Below are 18,964 nucleotides of genomic sequence, written 5' to 3' on the forward strand. Positions count from 1 at the left end.
GGAAAATAGGTTGGCAAGGAGACGTAAAAGAAAAAGTCGTCGTCGCCAGGAAGGACGACGTATTTTAGAACACGTACCTCAATACAGCATCGAAAGCGGTGAAGAGAAACCCGTGACAGCAGCCAGAAAATTTATTCAAGCTGAAGGTATCTTGCCACCGGCGTTGCTACTCGTAAAGCGAAACGAACACACTACAGACCGTTATTTTTGGGCAGAGAAAGGGCTGTTTGGCGCTCAATACGTTGAGGAAAATCATTTCCTGTTTCCCAGCCTGCGGGTACTTGAATCTCCCGCCGGGGTTGAACCAGTGGCGGTAGGCAGTCGCTGATTCATCGATGATAATCTTACGTGTTGAATACAGCTTCTGACAATCATTTAACTGGCAAAAGTGTGCAGTTTATGCAAAATTTCCAATTTTTTTAAGTTTGTCACTAATTTGCCAGTAGAGCTAGTCCAAGTAATTGAAAAATTGACTCTCAACAGACCAAATTGGTTTGTCTGGGTTGATTGCTTGTTTCATGATGCACAAGAGTATCAGGATAGAGCAAAAAACACCCAGAAGCGAGAGTTGAACTTTACTTTCCTCCTGTGGATTGTTCAGAAAACTCTGTCAAGATACACGGTTTTCCCTGCGATTTGGGGTCGTAGGGAAAAAGAACACTAGTACAAAAGGCGATAGGTAAAAAGCAAAGGGCGAAACATAAAGTGATATCAATTCAAAATTTTGGAGGATTGTGGTGCTTTGTGTTTAATTCCGCCATTTAGTACTAGTGATTCTCCCGATTGTCATCTCTTAAATACCCGTTTGTGGAAAAATCGACATACAGTTTGCATCTACACACTCAATTACTAATTACTCATTAGGCTTTAAAGGTAGTGCTTTTTGTAGCTCAAGTAGTTCATCACGGTGGGCAACAACAGTAATTTTACTAAACAATTGGGGCTGATTAGCCACAGATTCTAATTTCAGCACAACTTTTTCTAGCCTGCCTGCTTTTTTCCAATAAAAAAGTCCACTCAAAGGCGCAAATAATACCAATCCCAGAAAAATATTACCGAATCTAGGGAACAACAAAGCGAAAACCAAAGACAAACACACTAAACCAGCAGATGCTAGCAGCGTGAGAAACACTGCCAAAAATATGCTGGGTTTCACGAACCCTTCAAAAGTCACTTGGTTTTTTTCATGGTCTACTTCTGCCACTCGGTAAGACCGAGAGCGAAAATACTCTTGTAATTGCGGCATTAAAACGGTTTCTTCTTGCTCGGAAACCAATTGCATCATTTCTGTACGGTCTTTAGTAGATGCCCGAATGAAGAAGAGCAAACCAACAGCCAGTAACAAGGTGAGTAAGAACGTTGATGGCAGAATAGCAGTATCCATAACTAATTATTAATGTTTAACAGGGGGAGATTTATTCATTATTAATTATTGGTTAATTTGTCCTCACATAAATGTAATTTTGCCAAAGCCGGGCTAAATCTTCCGCTTGATGTTGCCATTCTGGAGAAACTTGATACATTCGCCTGGGGCGACCTCTCCCTTCCAACTTCTTCCAATACCCAGTAATCGCCCTATTGTCTTCCAGAAATTTGATGGCACTATAAAGTACAGTATCTGAGAGCCGATAGGTGGGGTGTTCAGTTTCTAGTTGCTGAATTAATTCAGTTCCGTAGGATTCACCTTGTAGTAAAACATACAGAATGTAACAAATTGCTACTTCCTGGCAGAGGTAAGTTGGCGGAGGATTTTCAAAGAATTGATATATATCCTCAATTTTCATAAGTTCGTGGATGGCTAAAAGTATCCCTTAAGGTGAAAGCTAAAGGTTTTTCATCAGTATAGGGCGCTACTTGCAAATGAGTAAGTATATAGCGCTACCTGGGGAAAATTTACCCAGTGTAAACAAGTAATGATGAACTACCCTGTGAACAGTACAGGTCACAAGCAAAAGTTTGAGTAACGCAAAGAATTGCGCCTCTATCTAGCTCTAATTAGTGTTGTGAGGAGGTGCCTAGACAGTGGCTTTGTCACTATCTAGGTGTCAAGTAATGCCGAGCTGGTTTAGAACTGCTGAAACGTAAGATGCTATCGAAGAAATTTTACAGGTAAAATGCCGTTTTGTCTGTAACTCTGTAAAAGTTAATAAATAGTTTATTTGGTAATAATTACATTGCTGAAGGTACATCTGTGTTTATCAAACTCTCACACCAGTACGAATAAAAAAGCTACTAGGGGCTAAATAGAGGATTTTATGCTTATGCCGCTAGCTTTACAGCCCCTCAGTTCACAGCATTGTTTCCTCTTTTGGGTTTGCTAATCACAGTAAAAACTCACAAGCAAATATCAAAGATAACAGGATGAAGAAGTATGAGGAAAATAACTTTTAAATAGTTTTTTCTTTCTCCGTAGACAGCATTTTTTTACACTAACACTTTACTGAAAAAATAAGTGTGACTTTAAAAACTAACAAATCTTTGGCACAGCATGGCAGAAATAAAGATAGTATTTTAGAGCAGCACACAGCCAAGATTGTCGATGTTTTATTTGCATTTTGTACTAGCCAGTTGGTGAGCAAGCCGTATGTCACGAAACCCCGATGCTCCATCATCTTCTTCTAATCTCCGGACAATTGCTCAGACGTTCCGTATGACAGGCTGGATTAGCTTCTGGATTCAGCTAGTACTCGGTGTTATTTCTGGCATCATTGTCCTATTGTTTGGCATTTTTAGCCAAAGAGCAGGTAGCCCTAATAATAATCCGGGGACTGGCTTTGGGGTGTTTTTAGCTATTTGTGGATTGGTAGTGCTGGGCGGGGGGATTTATTTAGCCTTCCGTTACACCAGAATTGGGAATCAATTGCTATCCTCCAACCCCAGCAATCGACCTCGTAAAGTGGAGACAGTGCAAGTATTACGCTTAGGACTGTGGATAAATTTAGGCGGGACTCTGGTGACATTATTGGGAGCGCAGGCGATCGTTGGTACATTAGTGGCTAGGTCAATATCTCCCCAAGCTGTCACTACCCAATTATTTGACCCTACCCGCATCATCAGTGGTCTAGATATGTTGGTAGTTCAGGCTAACATCAATACAGTCTCAGCCCACTTTGCTGGGCTGGTTAGCTCACTGTGGCTACTCAATCGCATCAACAAATCTTAAACAAGATTTTTGTGCTTGCCTTTCCTGTCATGGCAAGACAAAATCGGTATATGCTGATGTGTTGGCAAGAAGATACTAGGCGAAAGATTGAGAAAAATTTGTGCTGGATATTAAGCAAATAAGGGAAAATCCCCAACTAATTCAGGAACGGTTGAATAGCCGCAGTGGTACCTATGACATTCAACCCATATTACAGTTAGATAAGCAACAACGGGAGGTGGAAGCGACACGCAGTCAAATCCAAGCCCGGAGTAATGAAATTGGTAAAATTGTTGGACAGAAGATTAAATCGGGTATTAATCCTCAAGACCCAGAAATTCAAGCTTTGCGGGATGAGGGAAACTCCATTAAAACCCAACTGAGTGAACTAGAACCAAGAGAAAAAGAACTCAAGGGGGAAATTGAGCAACTTATACTCGCACTCCCTAATTTACCCAGTGACTCTACACCGATAGGTAAAGGTGAGGAAGAAAATGTAGAGGTAAGGCGTTGGGGTGATGAATATCTACCCCAGAATCCGAATATTATCCCCCATTGGGAAATCGGCGAAAAACTGGGTATTCTCAATTTTGAGCGTGCTGTCAAAGTTGCCCAAAGTCGCTTTGTCAACTTGATAGGCGCTGGTGCAGCGTTAGAACGGGCATTAATTAACTTTATGCTGAAAACGCAAACCGCAGCTGGCTATGTAGAAGTTAGTCCACCCTTGTTAGTCAATACTGATTCTTTAACAGGAACTGGTCAATTACCGAAGTTTGCGGAAGAAAGCTTTAAGTGTGCTGATGATGAATTGTGGTTAATTCCCACAGCAGAAGTTCCTGTGACTAACCTTTATCGCGGAGAAATTTTGGCGGCGGAAAATTTACCCATTTATCACTGTGCTTATACTCCCTGTTTTCGTCGGGAAGCAGGAAGTTATGGACGAGATATGCGGGGTTTAATTCGCTTGCATCAATTCAATAAAGTAGAGTTGGTGAAACTTGTTCATCCCAGCACTTCTTTTGATGAATTAGAAAAATTGGTGGGGAATGCCGAAGCAATTTTACAGGCTTTAAAATTACCTTACCGGGTGATTAATCTCTGTACTGGTGATTTAGGTTTTGGGTCAACGAAAACCTATGATTTAGAAGTATGGCTACCATCTTCTGGTAAGTATCGGGAAATTTCCAGTTGTTCTAATTGTTTTGATTTCCAAGCGCGGCGAGCCGATATTCGCTTTAAGGAAGCAGGTAAGAAAGGTACGCAGTTTGTCCATACCCTCAACGGTTCTGGCTTGGCTGTAGGGCGCACAATGGCAGCTATTTTGGAGAATTATCAGCAACCAGATGGCACTGTTTTGATACCGGAAGTGTTGCAACCTTTCTTGGGTAGGGAAGTTTTGTAATACGGATACAAAGCATTCTCAGGTTTTCAGATTGGGCAAAATTTCTTACGAATAACCTCCATATAATCACTTTTCTAAGAGAGATTATATGGAGATATTGATGCACTACAACGGTATTCTGAAATTCTTGTTCAGTACGCTTGAATTATGATTTAATAACATCGGATTATCATTAATATTACGAAATTCTGATTTCGCTTATCAAAGTTAGTACATCATTCTAAAATATCCTCTAGAGTAATCTTTGATGTCATTTAATGATAAATCACACTTGAAATAGAAAACAGAAGGTTTATAGGCAAAACGGTTCAAACCTCCTGTCTAATAAATTCTTAGGATTTTTTAGAGACAGCTTATATAGGAAATTTATAAATTTAAATTATATTAACAAGTATCAAGTATAGAATATTTCTATTCTAGGTATCCATTCCTATTATTTTTTATAGGGTAAGTTAAATCTATAGTATGAGAGAGAAAATGGATAACTAAAAGTGGGTGACGAGGGATTTGAACCCGCAACCAATAGATTAAGAGTCTACTGCTCTACCGTTGAGCTAGTCACCCACACCAACTACCATAATAACAAAATTCTGTAGTTCTGCCAAGATTTAGCTGAGTGAGCAGGAAAATCTGATGATAAAAGTGGTTTGACCATGACCACTCTCGACAGAAATGGAGCCGCCTAAATGCCTGACCATTTTTTGTACTAATGCCATTTCCAAGCCAGTACCACTATATTTCCAAGGATCATTGTTAGAAATATGATAAAACGGCTCGAAGATGCGCGATCGCACATGAGTAGGAATTTCTAAGCCAGAATTGCTAATACTTAGTTGCACAGTATCATCTGTGAGTTGGGCGGAAACTGTAATTGATTCACCAGCCGGAGTATATTTGCAGGTATGACTGAGTAGTTCGGTAAGAATCCGCTCTAGTTCAGTGATATCTGTTTCTAAACGTGGTAAGCCTGGCTCAATCGTCAGGTTTAATCGCTGTTGCTGACAACTGGTGAGGTCACGGAAGGATTCAACGATGGGGGGAAGCCAGGTTTGGAAGTCGATGGAAATGAGTGTAGGCGGTTCTGGTTTGGTTTGCAGATAGGTAAGTGTCAGCAAATCGTTAATTAATTTGCTTTCTCTACCGCACTCATTATGTAGAATCTGTAAAAGTTGAGGGATGATTTCATCTAAGGTAATTGAGGGTGAGAGGACAGTTTCGAGGGTTTGCGCTGCTAGGCTAATACTAGTTATTGGTGTCCGCAGTTCTTGAGAAAGTTTTCTGAGAAATTTGTTGGTCAGGTTTTCTCGCTGTTCTAATTTTTTCAGTCGTGCTTGGTTCGTTGCGTCTAACCTTGCTTGGCGAATGGCGATCGCACATAAATTTGCTAAAGTTTGTACTAGGCAAATTTCTGATTGACTGAGCATTTGTTGTATGGGTCGAATCAGCCACAAATTACCCAGCATCCCTTGAGCATCAAAAATGGGACAAGCCAGTTGGGTAATTACCAGTAATTGAGGATGCCAACCTGGGACAATTTCTATGGTTTGAAAATGCTGTTTTTGTAATAGTGGTTCATAGATTTCGCTAAAGTCTGCAATTTGTCTAGTGAGTCCCTGGTATGTGGGCTGGTTAGCTGCATATTCATGAACTACACTAGCTACGGTGCAGTCAGTGTTATAAAGTTCGATGTAGCAAGATTCTAGTTGGAATAAATTGGCTAACTCTTGAGTGACTGTTGCTAAAACTTGCGTTTCGTCCCTGTAATCACGAGTTTTCTCTGTGATATGTAAAACTAGTGCCTGAAATTTGTCTGCCTGCTTTACCTGGGCTTGCTGCTCACGTTTGTGTGTTGCTAGCTTGGCTTGTAGTTGTTTTAGTTGCTGTTGTAGTTTCGTATTTTGAATGGCTATACTCAATTGGCTGGCTAGTTGCTTGAGTAAGTCAATTTCTGTTTGCTGCCATTGATGTGGTTCATAGCAGTATTGGGCAATTAACAGCCCCCATAAGTCTGGTTTTAAAGCTATTGGCACGACTATATTAGCCCTCACCTGCATAGAGGCCAGGAAATCTCTCTGGCAAGATTTCACTCCTGCTGCATAGATATCTTCAATAATTTCTAGACAACATCGTCCCTGAGGCTCCTTATCTCTAGCTTTGAAGCAAGGATCACAAAATTGTTTCCCCAGCAGGGAAATATCAGACAATACAGTTGATTCTGCAACAATCGCCCCATTATTGTCTGATTTGATTTGATAAATCAGAATGCGATCGCATTTTAAACACTGTCGTACATCTTTGGCGGTTTGATAAAGGATTGTTTCTAAATCTAAAGATTCCTGAATCCTTTGAGCAATTGCGGCTAGCATTTGCGCGCCTTCCGCTTGAATTTCTCTGGCTTGTGCTGTTTGTTTTGCCGCAGTGATATTGCTACTAGTGCCAATCAATCGATAAATTTTAGAGTTAGTATCTCGTAGTGGCGTAAGCGTTGTACTCCACCAAGTGCTTACTCCCTGAAACTGTAAGCATTGTTCATAGGAAATCGTTTTGCCAAAGCGTACACAGTCAGCATAATGCTGACGCACTTTAGCCGCATCAACTGCTGTTAAAATATCTTCTGGTTTTTTGCCCCGTAAATCTTCTGATCTAATTCCTACCCATCTTTCATGGGTGGGATTGAGTGCGACATACTGAAAATCTCCGTCTTGCAGAACATCCACTACAAATATAGATGTCTGCACAGAATCATACATACTCAGTAATAACTGTTCACCACTGTTTTGTTCATCTACCTCTGTCCCAAAAAGAATATGCGGATGCGACTGTTGCTTCAACTTGATGGCTGAATCTACTGGGTTGATATTCATGCGAGAGTCCCTGTCTGGTTTTACTGGCTCGTATAGGCGCGTTCTCTCGGAATTTCATGGTAGAAAATGCTTTTTAGCGCCTAAAGTGAAATTTAGTTCGACTTTGCTTGTGATATTTTGCCCTATCTTTATTTCTTACCAGAAATCTAGAAAAGTAGATAGCAATAAGATGAAAAAAATCCTGCTTGGTGGAGGTGCAAACGCATTTGCAGGCTAGTGTAATTTTACTGAAACTTATTATTAAGATTTAATTAAGATTGTTGCATAAGCTTAATGCAATTCAAATAGTAAATTAATTAACGTTATATTTTTTAATAAAGTCATGATTGCTTAACTTAAATAGGAATTATGCACCCAGATTTTTTGTTGAGAGTGGGTGTAAGGGTGTAGGAGTTTTAAACCCCTATACCCCAACACCCTTATCTAACTTGTAGGCGTTAATACCTGTGAGGATGGCGACTATGAGCCAAGTGATAGCTAATCCGGCGACTTCACCTAAAAACAAGTGCGTTAGGCGGCGGAGGATAAACCCTATGGTAGTACCTATGGGGATAGCGATCGCCCAACTAAAAGAATTAACTAATATCCATTGCCAAGTCCATAAGATTGGCTGACGAATTGCCAAGCATTGGGCTATTCCCAAAGCCAGACCGCCAACAACACCGATTTTTGCCCCATACAGGAGGCGTAGAGGGAGAAATTCCCCAGAGGGTACAACCCAACCAATTGCGCCGATACCGATAGCTGTAATTATTACCCAAGCAACCAAGGTGAAACAAACCCACTTGAATATAGAGATATGGTCTCGCAGAATTAAACTTTGAGGTAAAGCGATCGCTAATCCACCAATAGCAGCTTGTACAAGGCCAATCTCTGACTGTTCCCCCACTTCCACCCAAAACAAACTACCCAAAAACCCACCAAAAGTAGCCATAGTCCACAGCAAGATAAATTTTAACGGTGTTTTCATGGGGATAATTGGGGATTAGGGACAAGGAAAGAGCCGTTTTACCCTTCACCCTGCCTTTTGCCTTCCCTCACTGGTGCTAATGGCCTAGCGGCTTTAGCAGTAAACATTTGTTGAAATACTTGACGGCGGTATGGGGGTGATTCTGGGGTAATGTAACCCCACAGACTTTCCCAGTAAAAGAAAGAGATACCAAAAAAAGAGCGATCGCGTACAGCTTGTACTTGTTCTCTAATTTGCTCAATCTTAACAGGACTTCGCAAAGTTCCTGTGGATATGCCAATCGCTACGGGAATTTGAGTACGCGCAAGCTTGACAGCAGGCTGTTCTAATTCGTACACAAAGCTACTTTTATCATTGCGATACACCTGCAAAATCAATTCATCCACTAAACCTGTCTTTACCCAATTTGCCCAATCTTGCAAATAATACCTGTATGCGAAAGCTTGCGAATTAGGAGAAAGAGATACCTTAACATTGGGTTTAATCTCTTTCACTACTTGAGAAACTTGTGTCATGAAACGAGTGATCTTGTTAGCACGCCACTTCATCCACTCCCCATCAAAATGGTTACGAGGTGGGCTTTTACCTTGATGTTCTTTTTGATAAAGTTCAGTAGTATATGGGTCATAACCAAACTGTACTGGCATTCCAAAATGATCATCAATTTGAATGCCATCGATATGATAATTAGTAACAACTTCTGTAATTAGGGAGAGGATAAACTGCTGTACCTCTGGGTGTAGAGGATTGAGCCAAACTAACTTATTTGTAGGGTCATTGTCGCTTTCTTCTGGTAACATTTCACTAATAGATATGACTCCACCTTGACCATTTGTTAACCACTCAGGATGACGCTTGGCTATCACTGAATCGGGTGGTGCCATAAAACCATATTCAAACCAGGGAATAACGCTTAAATTTTTAGGTTTAGCAAGTGCAATTATTTTTGCTAAAACATCCTGTCCCCCGTGGACAAAATTCAGCAGGGGTTGAGTATCAGCACCCGTAACAGATTTAGCTGTACCACTTTTATAAAAGGTATAGCCCCTGTTCCAAACTACAGGATAAATTGTATTAAAGTTTAGTGCAGATAGTTGGTCAATAGCACGATTAATACCCCAGGGTACAAAAAGTACACCGCTAGCAACATTAGTCAGCCAAACTCCACGAATTTCTGTTGTAGTTGGTATACTGCCTTTTTGTTGATAATTAGAAAATGAAGGGATAGATAATCCTGTTAAATACAAGATTAATTGTATAAACAGTAAGTACGAAAAAAACAGTTTTGCCAACCGAGTCATGAGAAAGTCTAACTTCGCCGGGAAGAGGGAATAAGAATTACGGAATAAGTTAGTATACCCTCAAACTCTTGATAAATAACGTCATCTATGTATCAATAATTCAAACTATATTAATTATCGGCTTGCTTTATTGAAATAAATTGCACAGTTTAAGCAAAAATTTCGTGTTAACTACCATTTTTTCAAATTCTTTAAAAAAATAAGGGCTTTAGCCCTTACTAAAAACAAATATTTTTGCTGTTAATTGACGAGTATTAAAATCTTTCTACTCCTTCAAAATGTTGATTTTTAATAGCATTTGCAGCTTCGCCACAGGTGCGCGGTGTGGGGAATATCTTTCCAGGATTAGCCAAACCTTGGGGATTAAATACTTGTCTTACCCACTGCATAGTTTCTAAATCAACATTGCTAAACATATCAGGCATATAACATTTTTTATCTGCCCCAATCCCATGTTCTCCAGAAATACTACCGCCGACTCTAACACAAAGTTTGAGAATTTCTCCTCCCAATTCTTCGACTTTCTCTAATGCACCAGAAATGGAATTATCAAATAGAATCAATGGATGCAGATTACCATCACCAGCATGAAAAACATTGGCAATTGGATACCCAAATTTTTGACTTAATACCTCAATTTCTTGCAATACATAAGGTAATTGAGTCCGAGGAATTACCCCATCTTGTACATAATAATCTGGACTTAAATGACCAGCCGCCGCAAAAGCCGCTTTACGACCTTTCCATAATTTCAATCTCGTTTCTGCGTCACTAGCAGAAGTTACACTACGCGCCCCATTCTGTTTACAAATATCTATAACGCGTTGTTTATTTACTGCAACTTCCACTTCTAAACCATCAATTTCCACTAATAAAATTGCTGTGGCATCACGAGGATAACAATTAGTGGCGACAACGTCTTCCACCGCATTGATGCTAACGTTATCCATCATTTCCATCCCACCCGGAATTATCCCCGCGCTGATGATATCGGAAACAGTTGCCCCCGCCGCTTCCACACTAGTAAAGTCTGCTAATAAAACACAGATTGATTCTGCACTTTTGAGAATCCGCAAAGTAATTTCTGTAGCAATCCCTAAAGTACCTTCCGAACCGACAAATATACCAGTTAAGTCATAACCAGGGGCTTCAGGAATTTGCCCACCTAAATCAACTATTTCCCCTTCAGGTGTGACGATTTTCAACCCCAAAACGTGGTTTGTTGTGACACCATATTTTAGACAATGCACCCCGCCAGAGTTTTCCGCAACATTACCCCCAATTGAACAGATAATTTGACTAGAAGGGTCTGGCGCATAATAAAATCCCGCACCACTGACAGTTTGTGTCACCCAACTGTTAATCACCCCTGGTTGAACAATAATGCGCTGATTATCTAAATCAACACTCAAAATTTGCCGCATTAAAGAAGTAACAATTAAAACTGAATCTTCCGATGGTAAAGCACCACCAGATAAGCCAGTACCAGAACCCCGCGCAATGAAAGGTACAGCATACTGGTTACATATCTTCACTACCGCCGCCACTTGTTCTGTCGTTCTAGGTAAAACCGCCACAGCCGGACGTTGACGGTAGCTAGTTAAACCATCACATTCATAGGTGATAAGTTCCTCACGGCGTTGGACTACGCCATTTGTACCCAGGACAGCCTCAAATGCTTTGATAATGGGTTTCCAGTTACGTTGTTTCTGATCTTGGTCTTGGGTAAGCATAGATTTTTATTTAACAGACTGGTGGAGGAGTTTAATTACTATTGTTGCAAGAATAACAGTTTCAGGGGGCGAAGAGGCGATCGCTTACAGTCACTCTCAAATCATCGCCGCAACATATTCAACTACCCACCAATCAATTAACCTAGAAATAACGCTCTTAGATAGTGGATACATTTATGGTTGAGCAACTTCTCATAAATAATGATGATTTCTATGTGCCAGATGCCAACCTGCTAGTTACAGAAGATGATACACCTGTGGACAATTTCGCATCTGCCAAACAACAACGCCTATTAGTCGGCTCTCTTTATAGTTCTTTACAAAACCAAACTTTTTTGGCTGAAGCCAATGTCGGTATATATCACACAGACAAACAGCCGCCAATTGTACCCGATGTTTTCCTAAGTTTGGATGTTCAAGTCCCGGAAAATTGGTGGGAGAAACAAAATCGTTGTTATATGCTTTGGCGATTTGGTAAACCCCCAGAAGTTGTAATAGAAATTGTCTCCAATACAGAAGGTGAGGAACTTAGTAAAAAGCTGCAAATTTATGAACAAATGCGCGTGAGTTATTACATTGTTTATGATTCTACTCAGCAATTAGGAGAGAAAAAATTACGAGTTTATGAACTTAGGGGAAGACGTTATTTTGAAACTTCAGAAAATTGGTTAGAACAAGTTGGTTTAGGTGTCACTTTCTGGGAAGGCGAGTTTGAAGGTAGACAGGATACTTGGTTACGTTGGTGCTATCAAGATGGTAATCTTTTGTTGACAGGAGATGAACGTGCTGAACAGGAAAGACAACGCGCTGAACAAGAAAGACAACGTGCTGAACAAGCAGAAACACGCGCTCAATTATTGGCTGAAAGGTTAAGGGCTATGGGCATTGATCCTGATACTATATAGACGTATTTCGATGGATTTATGACTGTAGACGTTTCATAAATGTGCTGTTTTCTGAATTTCATGAAACGTCTCTACAAATATGCAGCCAAACAATATCTAACAAATCAGGCTCATCTGCATTAAACCACTCAATTTGGGGATAGGCTCTAAACCAGGTGCGTTGGCGTTTGGCAAATTGTCTTGTATGCAGTACGATTAATTCTTTGGCTGCTTCTAAGGAAATTTCTCCAGCTAAATATTGCTTAATTTCTTGATATCCTAAAGTATTTAACAAGGGTAAATCAGCACCATATTTTTGGCACAGATATTCAACTTCTCCAACTAAGCCATCTGCTATCATTTGTTCAGTGCGTTTGTGAATGCGCTCACCCAATCTTTCCATTTCACAATCTAACCCAATCTGTAAAATGGGGTAATCTGGGGGATTTTCTCCTTGCTGTGCCGATATGGGAATGCCAGTAACGTAAAATACTTCTACTGCTCGTAAAGTTCGCACAGGATCATGGGGATGAATCTTCTGAGCCGCAACGGGATCAACTTGTTGTAATATGCCGTAGAGTGTAGTTTGACCTAAAGATTCGAGTTGCGATCGCAATTCATAATTCGGTGCAACCCTGGGGATCTTCATCCCCTGTACAATAGAACGTATATATAAACCAGTACCTCCCACTAACAATAACGGCGAAACTGGTGGAGAATTAATTAGTGCTTGTGCCTGTTCTTGATAATCTGCAACTGTCATCGTTTCTCTGGGAGTGCAGATATCTATTAGATAATGAGGAACGGCTTTTTGTTCTGCCAGCGTTGGCTTCGCTGTACCAATATCAAATTCACGATACACTTGACGAGAATCAGCACTCAAAATCACAGAACCCAACCGCATAGCTAAGTTCAAAGCCAAACCAGATTTACCCGTCGCCGTAGCTCCACAAATTACGATTAATTTAGTCATTGGTCAGTTATCAGTTGTCAATAGTTGTCCCCTACTCCCCTGCTTCCCATCAACGCTTTTGTGCTAAAATTCTTAAGCATTTTGCTCTTTTTAGATTTTGAGCGATTTAACAGACGATAGGTGAAATTTTGTTCGGAGACTAAACACTACAAAGTCTTAATCTCTTCTACTCAAAACTTGTTGAGTATGTTATAAATCGGTGAAATTTGCAATAGTAAGGCGATTAATTCAAAAAACTTATGGGGTTACATCCCCTATATAAACTTCTCACAAAAATGCCCTACAGTCGCCTTTAAGGCTTTTGTGTTAGAATTTTGGAGTGATTTGACTTTTTAGCCTTTGGGCGATTTCAACCCCACGCATCAGGAGAATATTCATGACGAGCAGTTACAGTGCCGATCAGATTCAAGTTCTGGAAGGTCTGGAAGCCGTCCGTAAACGACCGGGGATGTACATCGGTTCTACCGGGCCGCGAGGACTCCACCATCTAGTTTATGAGGTGGTAGACAACTCTATTGACGAAGCATTGGCAGGTTACTGCACTCATATAGAGGTGGATATCAATGCTGATGGTTCCGTGACTGTTACAGATGATGGTCGCGGTATTCCTACGGATACTCACTCGCGGACGGGAAAATCAGCTTTGGAAACAGTGATGACGGTACTGCACGCTGGGGGTAAGTTTGGCGGTGGTGGTTACAAAGTTTCTGGAGGCTTGCACGGGGTTGGTATTTCCGTAGTTAATGCCTTGTCAGAAGTTGTTGAAGTTACAGTCTGGCGAGACAAGAAAGTTCATATTCAACGTTATGAACGTGGTATCCCTGTTACTGAACTCATAGCAAAGCCCTATAAGGAAGCAAGAACAGGAACATCTGTCAGTTTCAAACCAGATAGTCAAATCTTTACTAATAGTATTGAATTTGATTACATCACCCTCTCAAGTCGCCTGCGCGAGTTAGCGTATCTGAATGCAGGAGTGAAAATCACTTTCACCGACAATCGTTTGGAACTACTAAAAAGTGATACACCTAAAGTAGAAAGCTACGAGTATAAAGGTGGTATCAAAGAGTACATTGCTTACATGAACCGTGATAAGCAACCACTACATGAAGAAATCATCTATGTGCAGGGAGAGCGTAACAACGTACAAATAGAAGTTTCCTTACAGTGGTGTACTGATGCTTACACAGACAATGTACTGGGTTTCGCCAATAATATCCGCACCATAGATGGCGGTACACACTTAGAAGGTTTGAAGGCGGTTCTGACTCGTACACTCAACACGATCGCCCGCAAGCGCAATAAAATTAAAGAAAATGAACCAAACCTCAGTGGTGAACACGTCCGCGAAGGTTTAACAGCAGTAATTTCCGTCAAAGTCCCAGACCCAGAATTTGAAGGACAAACCAAAACCAAACTAGGTAACACCGAAGTCCGGGGTATTGTTGATTCTTTGGTAGGCGAAGTCCTCACCGAGTACTTAGAATTTCACCCTGGTATCGCTGACTCAATTTTAGATAAAGCCATCCAAGCTTTCAAAGCCGCAGAAGCAGCACGTCACGCACGGGAGTTAGTCCGACGTAAATCAGTACTAGAATCTTCTCCATTACCCGGTAAATTAGCAGATTGTAGTTCCCGCGACCCCAGCGAATCTGAGATTTACATTGTGGAAGGTGACTCAGCCGGTGGTAGCGCCAAACAAGGACGCGATCGCCGCACCCAAGCTATCCTCCCCCTACGTGGTAAAATCCTTAACATCGAAAAAACAGACGATTCCAAAATCTATAAAAATAATGAAATTCAGGCGTTAATCACTGCCCTGGGTTTAGGTGTCAAAGGTGAAGAATTCGACTCCACCCAACTACGCTATCACCGCATCATCATCATGACCGATGCTGACGTAGATGGAGCGCACATCCGCACATTAATATTGACCTTCTTTTATAGATACCAACGAGCGCTCATCGAACAAGGTTTCATCTACATTGCTTGTCCCCCGTTATATAAAGTAGAACGGGGACGCAATTATGAGTATTGCTATAGCGAGCGTGATTTACAACAAGCGATCGCCAAATTCCCCGCGAATGCGAACTACACCATCCAACGCTTCAAAGGTTTGGGTGAAATGATGCCAGAACAACTCTGGACAACCACCATGAACCCAGAAACCCGCACCCTCAAGCGAGTTGAAATCGAAGATGCAGCAGAAGCAGATCGCATCTTTACAATTTTAATGGGCGATCGGGTTGCCCCCAGACGCGAATTTATTGAAACCTACGGTTCTAAACTTAACCTCACAGATTTAGATATCTAATCGGTTAAAAGTTTAAATGGGTGATTATTCCACATCAATTACCCATTTTCTTTATAAACCAAAGTCATTGATTGGTTTTAGGATTATGAGAATTGTTTGGTAATGGTTGAGACTTTTCAAAGGGTAATAATTGTTCTTGAATTGATAACTGACTGGGAACCTTGAGAACAGCTTCTTGAGTCTGCCTATTTGTTGTGATTAAAAAGTAGATTTCTCTATCAAACAGTTCCCTTCCCTGTTTAAAGAAGTTTGGTTCTCTAGGAATTAAACCACCAGTAATCTGAGAATTTTCGTTAGCTACTGCTGGTGTGCTTAATAGCAAAACTGTTAAAGAAACTTTTATGGGTGTAGCTAAACCGGAAAATATTTTCTGCACAATAGTTTTCATATTATTCCCCTGTTATAGCCTTAGCCAGATCAATCAGGACATCAAGTAAAGATCAAACCCTGACAACAAAAAGCTTTCGTGTCTTTCAATTGTGGACATTGAAGGGTAGTTTCCATTCAAAAGGTCTGTTTGACTGCTCAGATTTGTCGCTTTCTGGGCTGATTGTTGCACAAAACCATTATACCAAGTTAGGTTAATGACCAGCGATCGCCCTACCGACTTATTTTAGCTATTTGACAATTCTCCGATGTCCACACACGTTCAATTAAAGTCAAGCCAACCTTACTTGATTGGGGCATTCTCAAGGTTGATATACCCGTTTTAGTCTCCCAAAGTATTTGCCATAATTCAGGAAGACCACAAATTGGTGCAGTGATCAAAATTTTAAAAGTACATCGGGTAGGTTTGTGAAGTTTGATTTCTCACTCCCTGTCCTGTTTTTTACCTTTTGTCTTTCTCTATTGTTAAACTCCCCAGACTGGATTCGAACCAGTGACCAATCGATTAACAGTCGATCGCTCTACCGCTGAGCTACTGAGGAACGTTGCTCTCACGATTTATAATAGTAGCGTAGTCGATAGGATATAGCAAGTACTTTTGCAAAAAAAATTTTCAGTGGCTTTATTGTCCAGATTATTCCAGCCAAAACCTTCTCTAGACTTACACTAGAGGCTTTTAGATGGTAATATATACTTAAATTCCCATTCGTAGTTCAGCTAACTTTTGACGCGCTGTAGGATCAATAGCGCTAGCGAGAAACCTGCTTTTAGATTGTTTACGAGATTGATACTTTTGCCGCATCCTACACACTGTAGTTTCTACCTCCCCACACAGTTGATATGCTGATAACCATTCAGCCCCGTATCCCTGTACTGTCAACTGTTGTGCGCGGTCTGATGTAGCGACAATTACACGAGAAATCCGAGACTGTGAAACCTCAGGGCGCAAAGAAGCACAAATTTTTTCAATATAGGTATCTGCTGTTTGCCCAAAATCTGTGTAATAAACTGAAACTAGCTCTGTAATAATTTCTTTGTTACTACAAGTATTTTGATAGTGAGCATCAAAAACTATTTGGGTGTCATAACCCTGATACGAGCTGTAACTTGTCATTGCTTCTACAAGTTGCCCGCGAGCAGCCTCTAGACCATTTTTATCACGGGTTTTTTTCAAACAAGGCCAAGCGCCAATTATATTGTAGCCGTCTACTAATAAAACGGCTGGGATTGGGGAACGGGGCATGGTTTTCGATCACAATTTTCTAGAGTTAACAAGATCCATTCATAACTTTTATAGTAATTGAAGCATCGCCTGTAACACTATGTTACAAATAGTTGGAAATTATGATTTGTTTGCAAAGTTGAGTTTGAAAAAGCCCCAAATAATAACAAACGCGCCATTAATGGCGCGTTGCAGTTGTCAAAAATTACTGATTAATTTAGGTTGGTCAGTTGTCAGTTGTGATTGGTTATGAGGTATGTGTGGGGCATTAATACTTTCCCCCATTCCCCATTTTCCAATTCAAGAAGCTTCCTGGTGTACTTCCATGAGACGTTGTTTGAGGCGTTGGGGTTCACCTTGATCTACTAAACAACCTTTCTCCAGTAAGAAAGCACCATCACAGTAATTCAACTCATCCAAGCGGTGTGTTACCCATAAAGCTGTGATGCCCCTACTTTTTACTAGGCGGCGGACACTGGCCACTAAGTCCAGTTGACTATCTGGGTCAAGTAAGGCTGTAGGTTCATCTAATAATAAAACTTCACAGCGACGAGCGATCGCTCCAGCAATAGCCACACGCTGCTTTTGTCCCCCACTCAGGGCGTAAATTGGGCGTAGCTGTAAAGCACTCAAATTCACTGCCCCCAGTGCCTCCTCTACTCTAGCTCTGACCGCAGATGTTGGCAGTTTTTCTTCCACCAAACCAAAAGCCACATCAGCACCAACAGTTGGCATTACCAATTGATGATCAGGATTTTGGAAGACAAAACCCACGGGATGTAAAACCCCAATTTCACCAGATTTAGGAGCCAAAAGCCCTGCTAGCAAACGGAGTAAAGTAGATTTGCCACTGCCATTAGTACCCAAAAGCATCCAAAATTCTCCTTGAGGTACTTCCAAAGAGCAAGATTGAATTGCTGTCTCACCATTCGGCCAACTGAAATTTAAATCTTTAACGACAATGCCCATGTCCGCCATGTTTAAACCTTGAGTTACTCACCCGCTAGGGCAAAAAATCCAGGCGCTCTACCACTACTTGTAGTGACACCATCTTTCTGAGTAATCTGGACTCCGGAAATTTCACTAGCGCGGACAGCAATTTTTTTCTCTGTCTTGCCCTCACACTTCAGTTCCACAATATCAGGATTACCAGAGCGGATCGCTGCCAAAATCAGCTGATAAACAGCCTCAGCGTCCTCTGCTGTCTTACGTTGCACTGTGATCGGGAAGGCAGTGTTCTTGATGCTTAAATCAATGGTAAACATTTAGCAGGAATTACATATAACTGTAGGACTCATTTTAGCGTTATGAGATTGGAGATTGGGGAATGATGACTGCTGAGTCATGAGTGCTGTACTCCTGCGGAGAAACCATAAGGTTTTCTGAAACAAGTTAAGGGGGCGTATAGCCGATGCTCAACATTCTCCTATGCTTGTATGCTTCCTCCCATTCCCTAATCACTTATCCCCAACCCTTTCTGTATCCAAAGATTAAATTATTCCCAAAATTTACTGGAAAAATTAGCGATTTGCACATAGAATTATTAGAGACGGTAAAAATTTGTAAACTAGATTGACAATCTGGTTAACTTTCTGTTTGTGAGATGTAATACAATTTTCATCTACAGACAAACCCGAACTTATAAAAACATTGGAGATTTCTTGTAATGACCATCGCAGTAGGACGGGCCCCCAGTAGAGGGTGGTTTGACGTACTAGACGACTGGTTAAAGCGCGATCGCTTCGTATTCGTAGGCTGGTCAGGGATATTAT

17 protein-coding genes and 2 tRNA genes are annotated in these 18,964 nt (G+C 41.0%); 6 read left to right on the forward strand and 13 right to left on the reverse strand.

Features of this window, described 5'->3' with window-relative positions; all coding sequences use genetic code 11:
- The first annotated feature begins 10 nt into the window (after positions 1–10).
- Positions 11–328, forward strand: a complete 318-nt coding sequence (locus tag H6G14_RS11735) for a DUF3155 domain-containing protein (RefSeq protein WP_179046469.1) — start codon at positions 11–13, stop codon at positions 326–328.
- A 525-nt stretch (positions 329–853) separates the two neighbouring features.
- Here H6G14_RS11735 and H6G14_RS11740 read toward each other — a convergent pair.
- Positions 854–1,384, reverse strand: coding sequence for a cofactor assembly of complex C subunit B (locus H6G14_RS11740; protein WP_190567585.1), 531 nt, complete (start codon positions 1,382–1,384; stop codon positions 854–856).
- 52 nt (positions 1,385–1,436) lie between these two features.
- The gene (locus tag H6G14_RS11745) at positions 1,437–1,784 is read right to left on the reverse strand and encodes a PadR family transcriptional regulator (protein ID WP_010998120.1); all 348 of its coding nucleotides are present in this window, start codon (positions 1,782–1,784) and stop codon (positions 1,437–1,439) included.
- A 670-nt stretch (positions 1,785–2,454) separates the two neighbouring features.
- On the opposite strand from H6G14_RS11745, the gene H6G14_RS11750 reads away from it, so the two are divergent.
- The 3 genes from H6G14_RS11750 to serS all read left to right on the forward strand — a co-directional run bounded on the left by H6G14_RS11750 (position 2,455) and on the right by serS (position 4,544).
- Positions 2,455–2,622, forward strand: a complete 168-nt coding sequence (locus tag H6G14_RS11750; RefSeq protein WP_190567586.1) for a hypothetical protein — start codon at positions 2,455–2,457, stop codon at positions 2,620–2,622.
- On the forward strand, positions 2,585–3,163 hold the full coding sequence (locus H6G14_RS11755) for a DUF3611 family protein (protein ID WP_011318527.1): 579 nt from the start codon (positions 2,585–2,587) through the stop codon (positions 3,161–3,163). The genes H6G14_RS11750 and H6G14_RS11755 overlap by 38 nt, the downstream gene beginning before the upstream one ends.
- A gap of 100 nt (positions 3,164–3,263) precedes the next feature.
- Positions 3,264–4,544 (forward strand): serine--tRNA ligase, encoded by a 1,281-nt coding sequence (gene serS / locus H6G14_RS11760; RefSeq protein ID WP_190567587.1) that lies wholly within the window; start codon positions 3,264–3,266, stop codon positions 4,542–4,544.
- Between the two features lie 492 nt (positions 4,545–5,036).
- Here serS and H6G14_RS11765 read toward each other — a convergent pair.
- From H6G14_RS11765 to glcD, 5 genes are all read right to left on the reverse strand, one after another.
- A tRNA-Lys gene (locus H6G14_RS11765) sits at positions 5,037–5,108 on the reverse strand.
- A gap of 44 nt (positions 5,109–5,152) precedes the next feature.
- Positions 5,153–7,408, reverse strand: coding sequence for a GAF domain-containing sensor histidine kinase (locus tag H6G14_RS11770; protein WP_190567588.1), 2,256 nt, complete (start codon positions 7,406–7,408; stop codon positions 5,153–5,155).
- 403 nt (positions 7,409–7,811) lie between these two features.
- The gene (locus H6G14_RS11775; RefSeq protein WP_190567589.1) at positions 7,812–8,378 is read right to left on the reverse strand and encodes a hypothetical protein; all 567 of its coding nucleotides are present in this window, start codon (positions 8,376–8,378) and stop codon (positions 7,812–7,814) included.
- Between the two features lie 38 nt (positions 8,379–8,416).
- On the reverse strand, positions 8,417–9,679 hold the full coding sequence (locus H6G14_RS11780) for a glycoside hydrolase family 10-like protein (RefSeq protein WP_190567590.1): 1,263 nt from the start codon (positions 9,677–9,679) through the stop codon (positions 8,417–8,419).
- Positions 9,680–9,933: 254 nt separating this feature from the next.
- Complete coding sequence (glcD, locus tag H6G14_RS11785; RefSeq protein WP_190567591.1) at positions 9,934–11,412, reverse strand: glycolate oxidase subunit GlcD; 1,479 nt, start codon at positions 11,410–11,412, stop codon at positions 9,934–9,936.
- Between the two features lie 176 nt (positions 11,413–11,588).
- On the opposite strand from glcD, the gene H6G14_RS11790 reads away from it, so the two are divergent.
- Positions 11,589–12,317, forward strand: a complete 729-nt coding sequence (locus H6G14_RS11790; RefSeq protein WP_190567592.1) for a Uma2 family endonuclease — start codon at positions 11,589–11,591, stop codon at positions 12,315–12,317.
- A 58-nt stretch (positions 12,318–12,375) separates the two neighbouring features.
- On the opposite strand, the gene miaA is transcribed toward H6G14_RS11790, so the two are convergent.
- Positions 12,376–13,269 (reverse strand): tRNA (adenosine(37)-N6)-dimethylallyltransferase MiaA, encoded by an 894-nt coding sequence (miaA, locus tag H6G14_RS11795; RefSeq protein ID WP_190567593.1) that lies wholly within the window; start codon positions 13,267–13,269, stop codon positions 12,376–12,378.
- Between the two features lie 376 nt (positions 13,270–13,645).
- Here miaA and gyrB point away from each other — a divergent pair, with 376 nt between their 5' ends.
- Entirely contained in the window at positions 13,646–15,583 is a 1,938-nt protein-coding gene (gene gyrB, locus H6G14_RS11800; RefSeq protein ID WP_190567594.1) for a DNA topoisomerase (ATP-hydrolyzing) subunit B, read from the forward strand.
- Positions 15,584–15,647: 64 nt separating this feature from the next.
- On the opposite strand, the gene H6G14_RS11805 is transcribed toward gyrB, so the two are convergent.
- The 5 genes from H6G14_RS11805 to H6G14_RS11825 all read right to left on the reverse strand — a co-directional run bounded on the left by H6G14_RS11805 (position 15,648) and on the right by H6G14_RS11825 (position 18,457).
- Positions 15,648–15,971, reverse strand: coding sequence for a hypothetical protein (locus H6G14_RS11805; RefSeq protein WP_190567595.1), 324 nt, complete (start codon positions 15,969–15,971; stop codon positions 15,648–15,650).
- A gap of 469 nt (positions 15,972–16,440) precedes the next feature.
- Positions 16,441–16,512: transfer RNA gene (locus tag H6G14_RS11810), tRNA-Asn, on the reverse strand.
- 152 nt (positions 16,513–16,664) lie between these two features.
- On the reverse strand, positions 16,665–17,213 hold the full coding sequence (locus H6G14_RS11815) for an NYN domain-containing protein (protein ID WP_190567596.1): 549 nt from the start codon (positions 17,211–17,213) through the stop codon (positions 16,665–16,667).
- A gap of 279 nt (positions 17,214–17,492) precedes the next feature.
- Complete coding sequence (locus H6G14_RS11820; RefSeq protein ID WP_011319285.1) at positions 17,493–18,170, reverse strand: ABC transporter ATP-binding protein; 678 nt, start codon at positions 18,168–18,170, stop codon at positions 17,493–17,495.
- A gap of 14 nt (positions 18,171–18,184) precedes the next feature.
- Entirely contained in the window at positions 18,185–18,457 is a 273-nt protein-coding gene (locus H6G14_RS11825) for a UPF0367 protein family (RefSeq protein ID WP_010998680.1), read from the reverse strand.
- Between the last annotated feature and the right edge of the window lie 507 nt (positions 18,458–18,964).

Source organism: Nostoc parmelioides FACHB-3921 (assembly GCF_014696625.1).
Lineage (GTDB): Bacteria > Cyanobacteriota > Cyanobacteriia > Cyanobacteriales > Nostocaceae > Trichormus > Trichormus parmelioides.

Bases quoted from the DNA above. Each gene is read 5' to 3' on its own strand.
- H6G14_RS11790 (WP_190567592.1), top strand. From the start codon at position 11,589: ATGGTTGAGCAACTTCTCATAAATAATGATGATTTCTATGTGCCAGAT.
- gyrB (WP_190567594.1), top strand. From the start codon at position 13,646: ATGACGAGCAGTTACAGTGCCGATCAGATTCAAGTTCTGGAAGGTCTG.
- H6G14_RS11805 (WP_190567595.1), bottom strand. From the start codon at position 15,971: ATGAAAACTATTGTGCAGAAAATATTTTCCGGTTTAGCTACACCCATA.
- H6G14_RS11770 (WP_190567588.1), bottom strand. From the start codon at position 7,408: ATGAATATCAACCCAGTAGATTCAGCCATCAAGTTGAAGCAACAGTCG.
- H6G14_RS11740 (WP_190567585.1), bottom strand. From the start codon at position 1,384: ATGGATACTGCTATTCTGCCATCAACGTTCTTACTCACCTTGTTACTG.
- H6G14_RS11755 (WP_011318527.1), top strand. From the start codon at position 2,585: ATGTCACGAAACCCCGATGCTCCATCATCTTCTTCTAATCTCCGGACA.
- H6G14_RS11815 (WP_190567596.1), bottom strand. From the start codon at position 17,213: ATGCCCCGTTCCCCAATCCCAGCCGTTTTATTAGTAGACGGCTACAAT.
- H6G14_RS11775 (WP_190567589.1), bottom strand. From the start codon at position 8,378: ATGAAAACACCGTTAAAATTTATCTTGCTGTGGACTATGGCTACTTTT.
- H6G14_RS11825 (WP_010998680.1), bottom strand. From the start codon at position 18,457: ATGTTTACCATTGATTTAAGCATCAAGAACACTGCCTTCCCGATCACA.
- H6G14_RS11745 (WP_010998120.1), bottom strand. From the start codon at position 1,784: ATGAAAATTGAGGATATATATCAATTCTTTGAAAATCCTCCGCCAACT.
- H6G14_RS11820 (WP_011319285.1), bottom strand. From the start codon at position 18,170: ATGGCGGACATGGGCATTGTCGTTAAAGATTTAAATTTCAGTTGGCCG.
- H6G14_RS11780 (WP_190567590.1), bottom strand. From the start codon at position 9,679: ATGACTCGGTTGGCAAAACTGTTTTTTTCGTACTTACTGTTTATACAA.
- miaA (WP_190567593.1), bottom strand. From the start codon at position 13,269: ATGACTAAATTAATCGTAATTTGTGGAGCTACGGCGACGGGTAAATCT.
- glcD (WP_190567591.1), bottom strand. From the start codon at position 11,412: ATGCTTACCCAAGACCAAGATCAGAAACAACGTAACTGGAAACCCATT.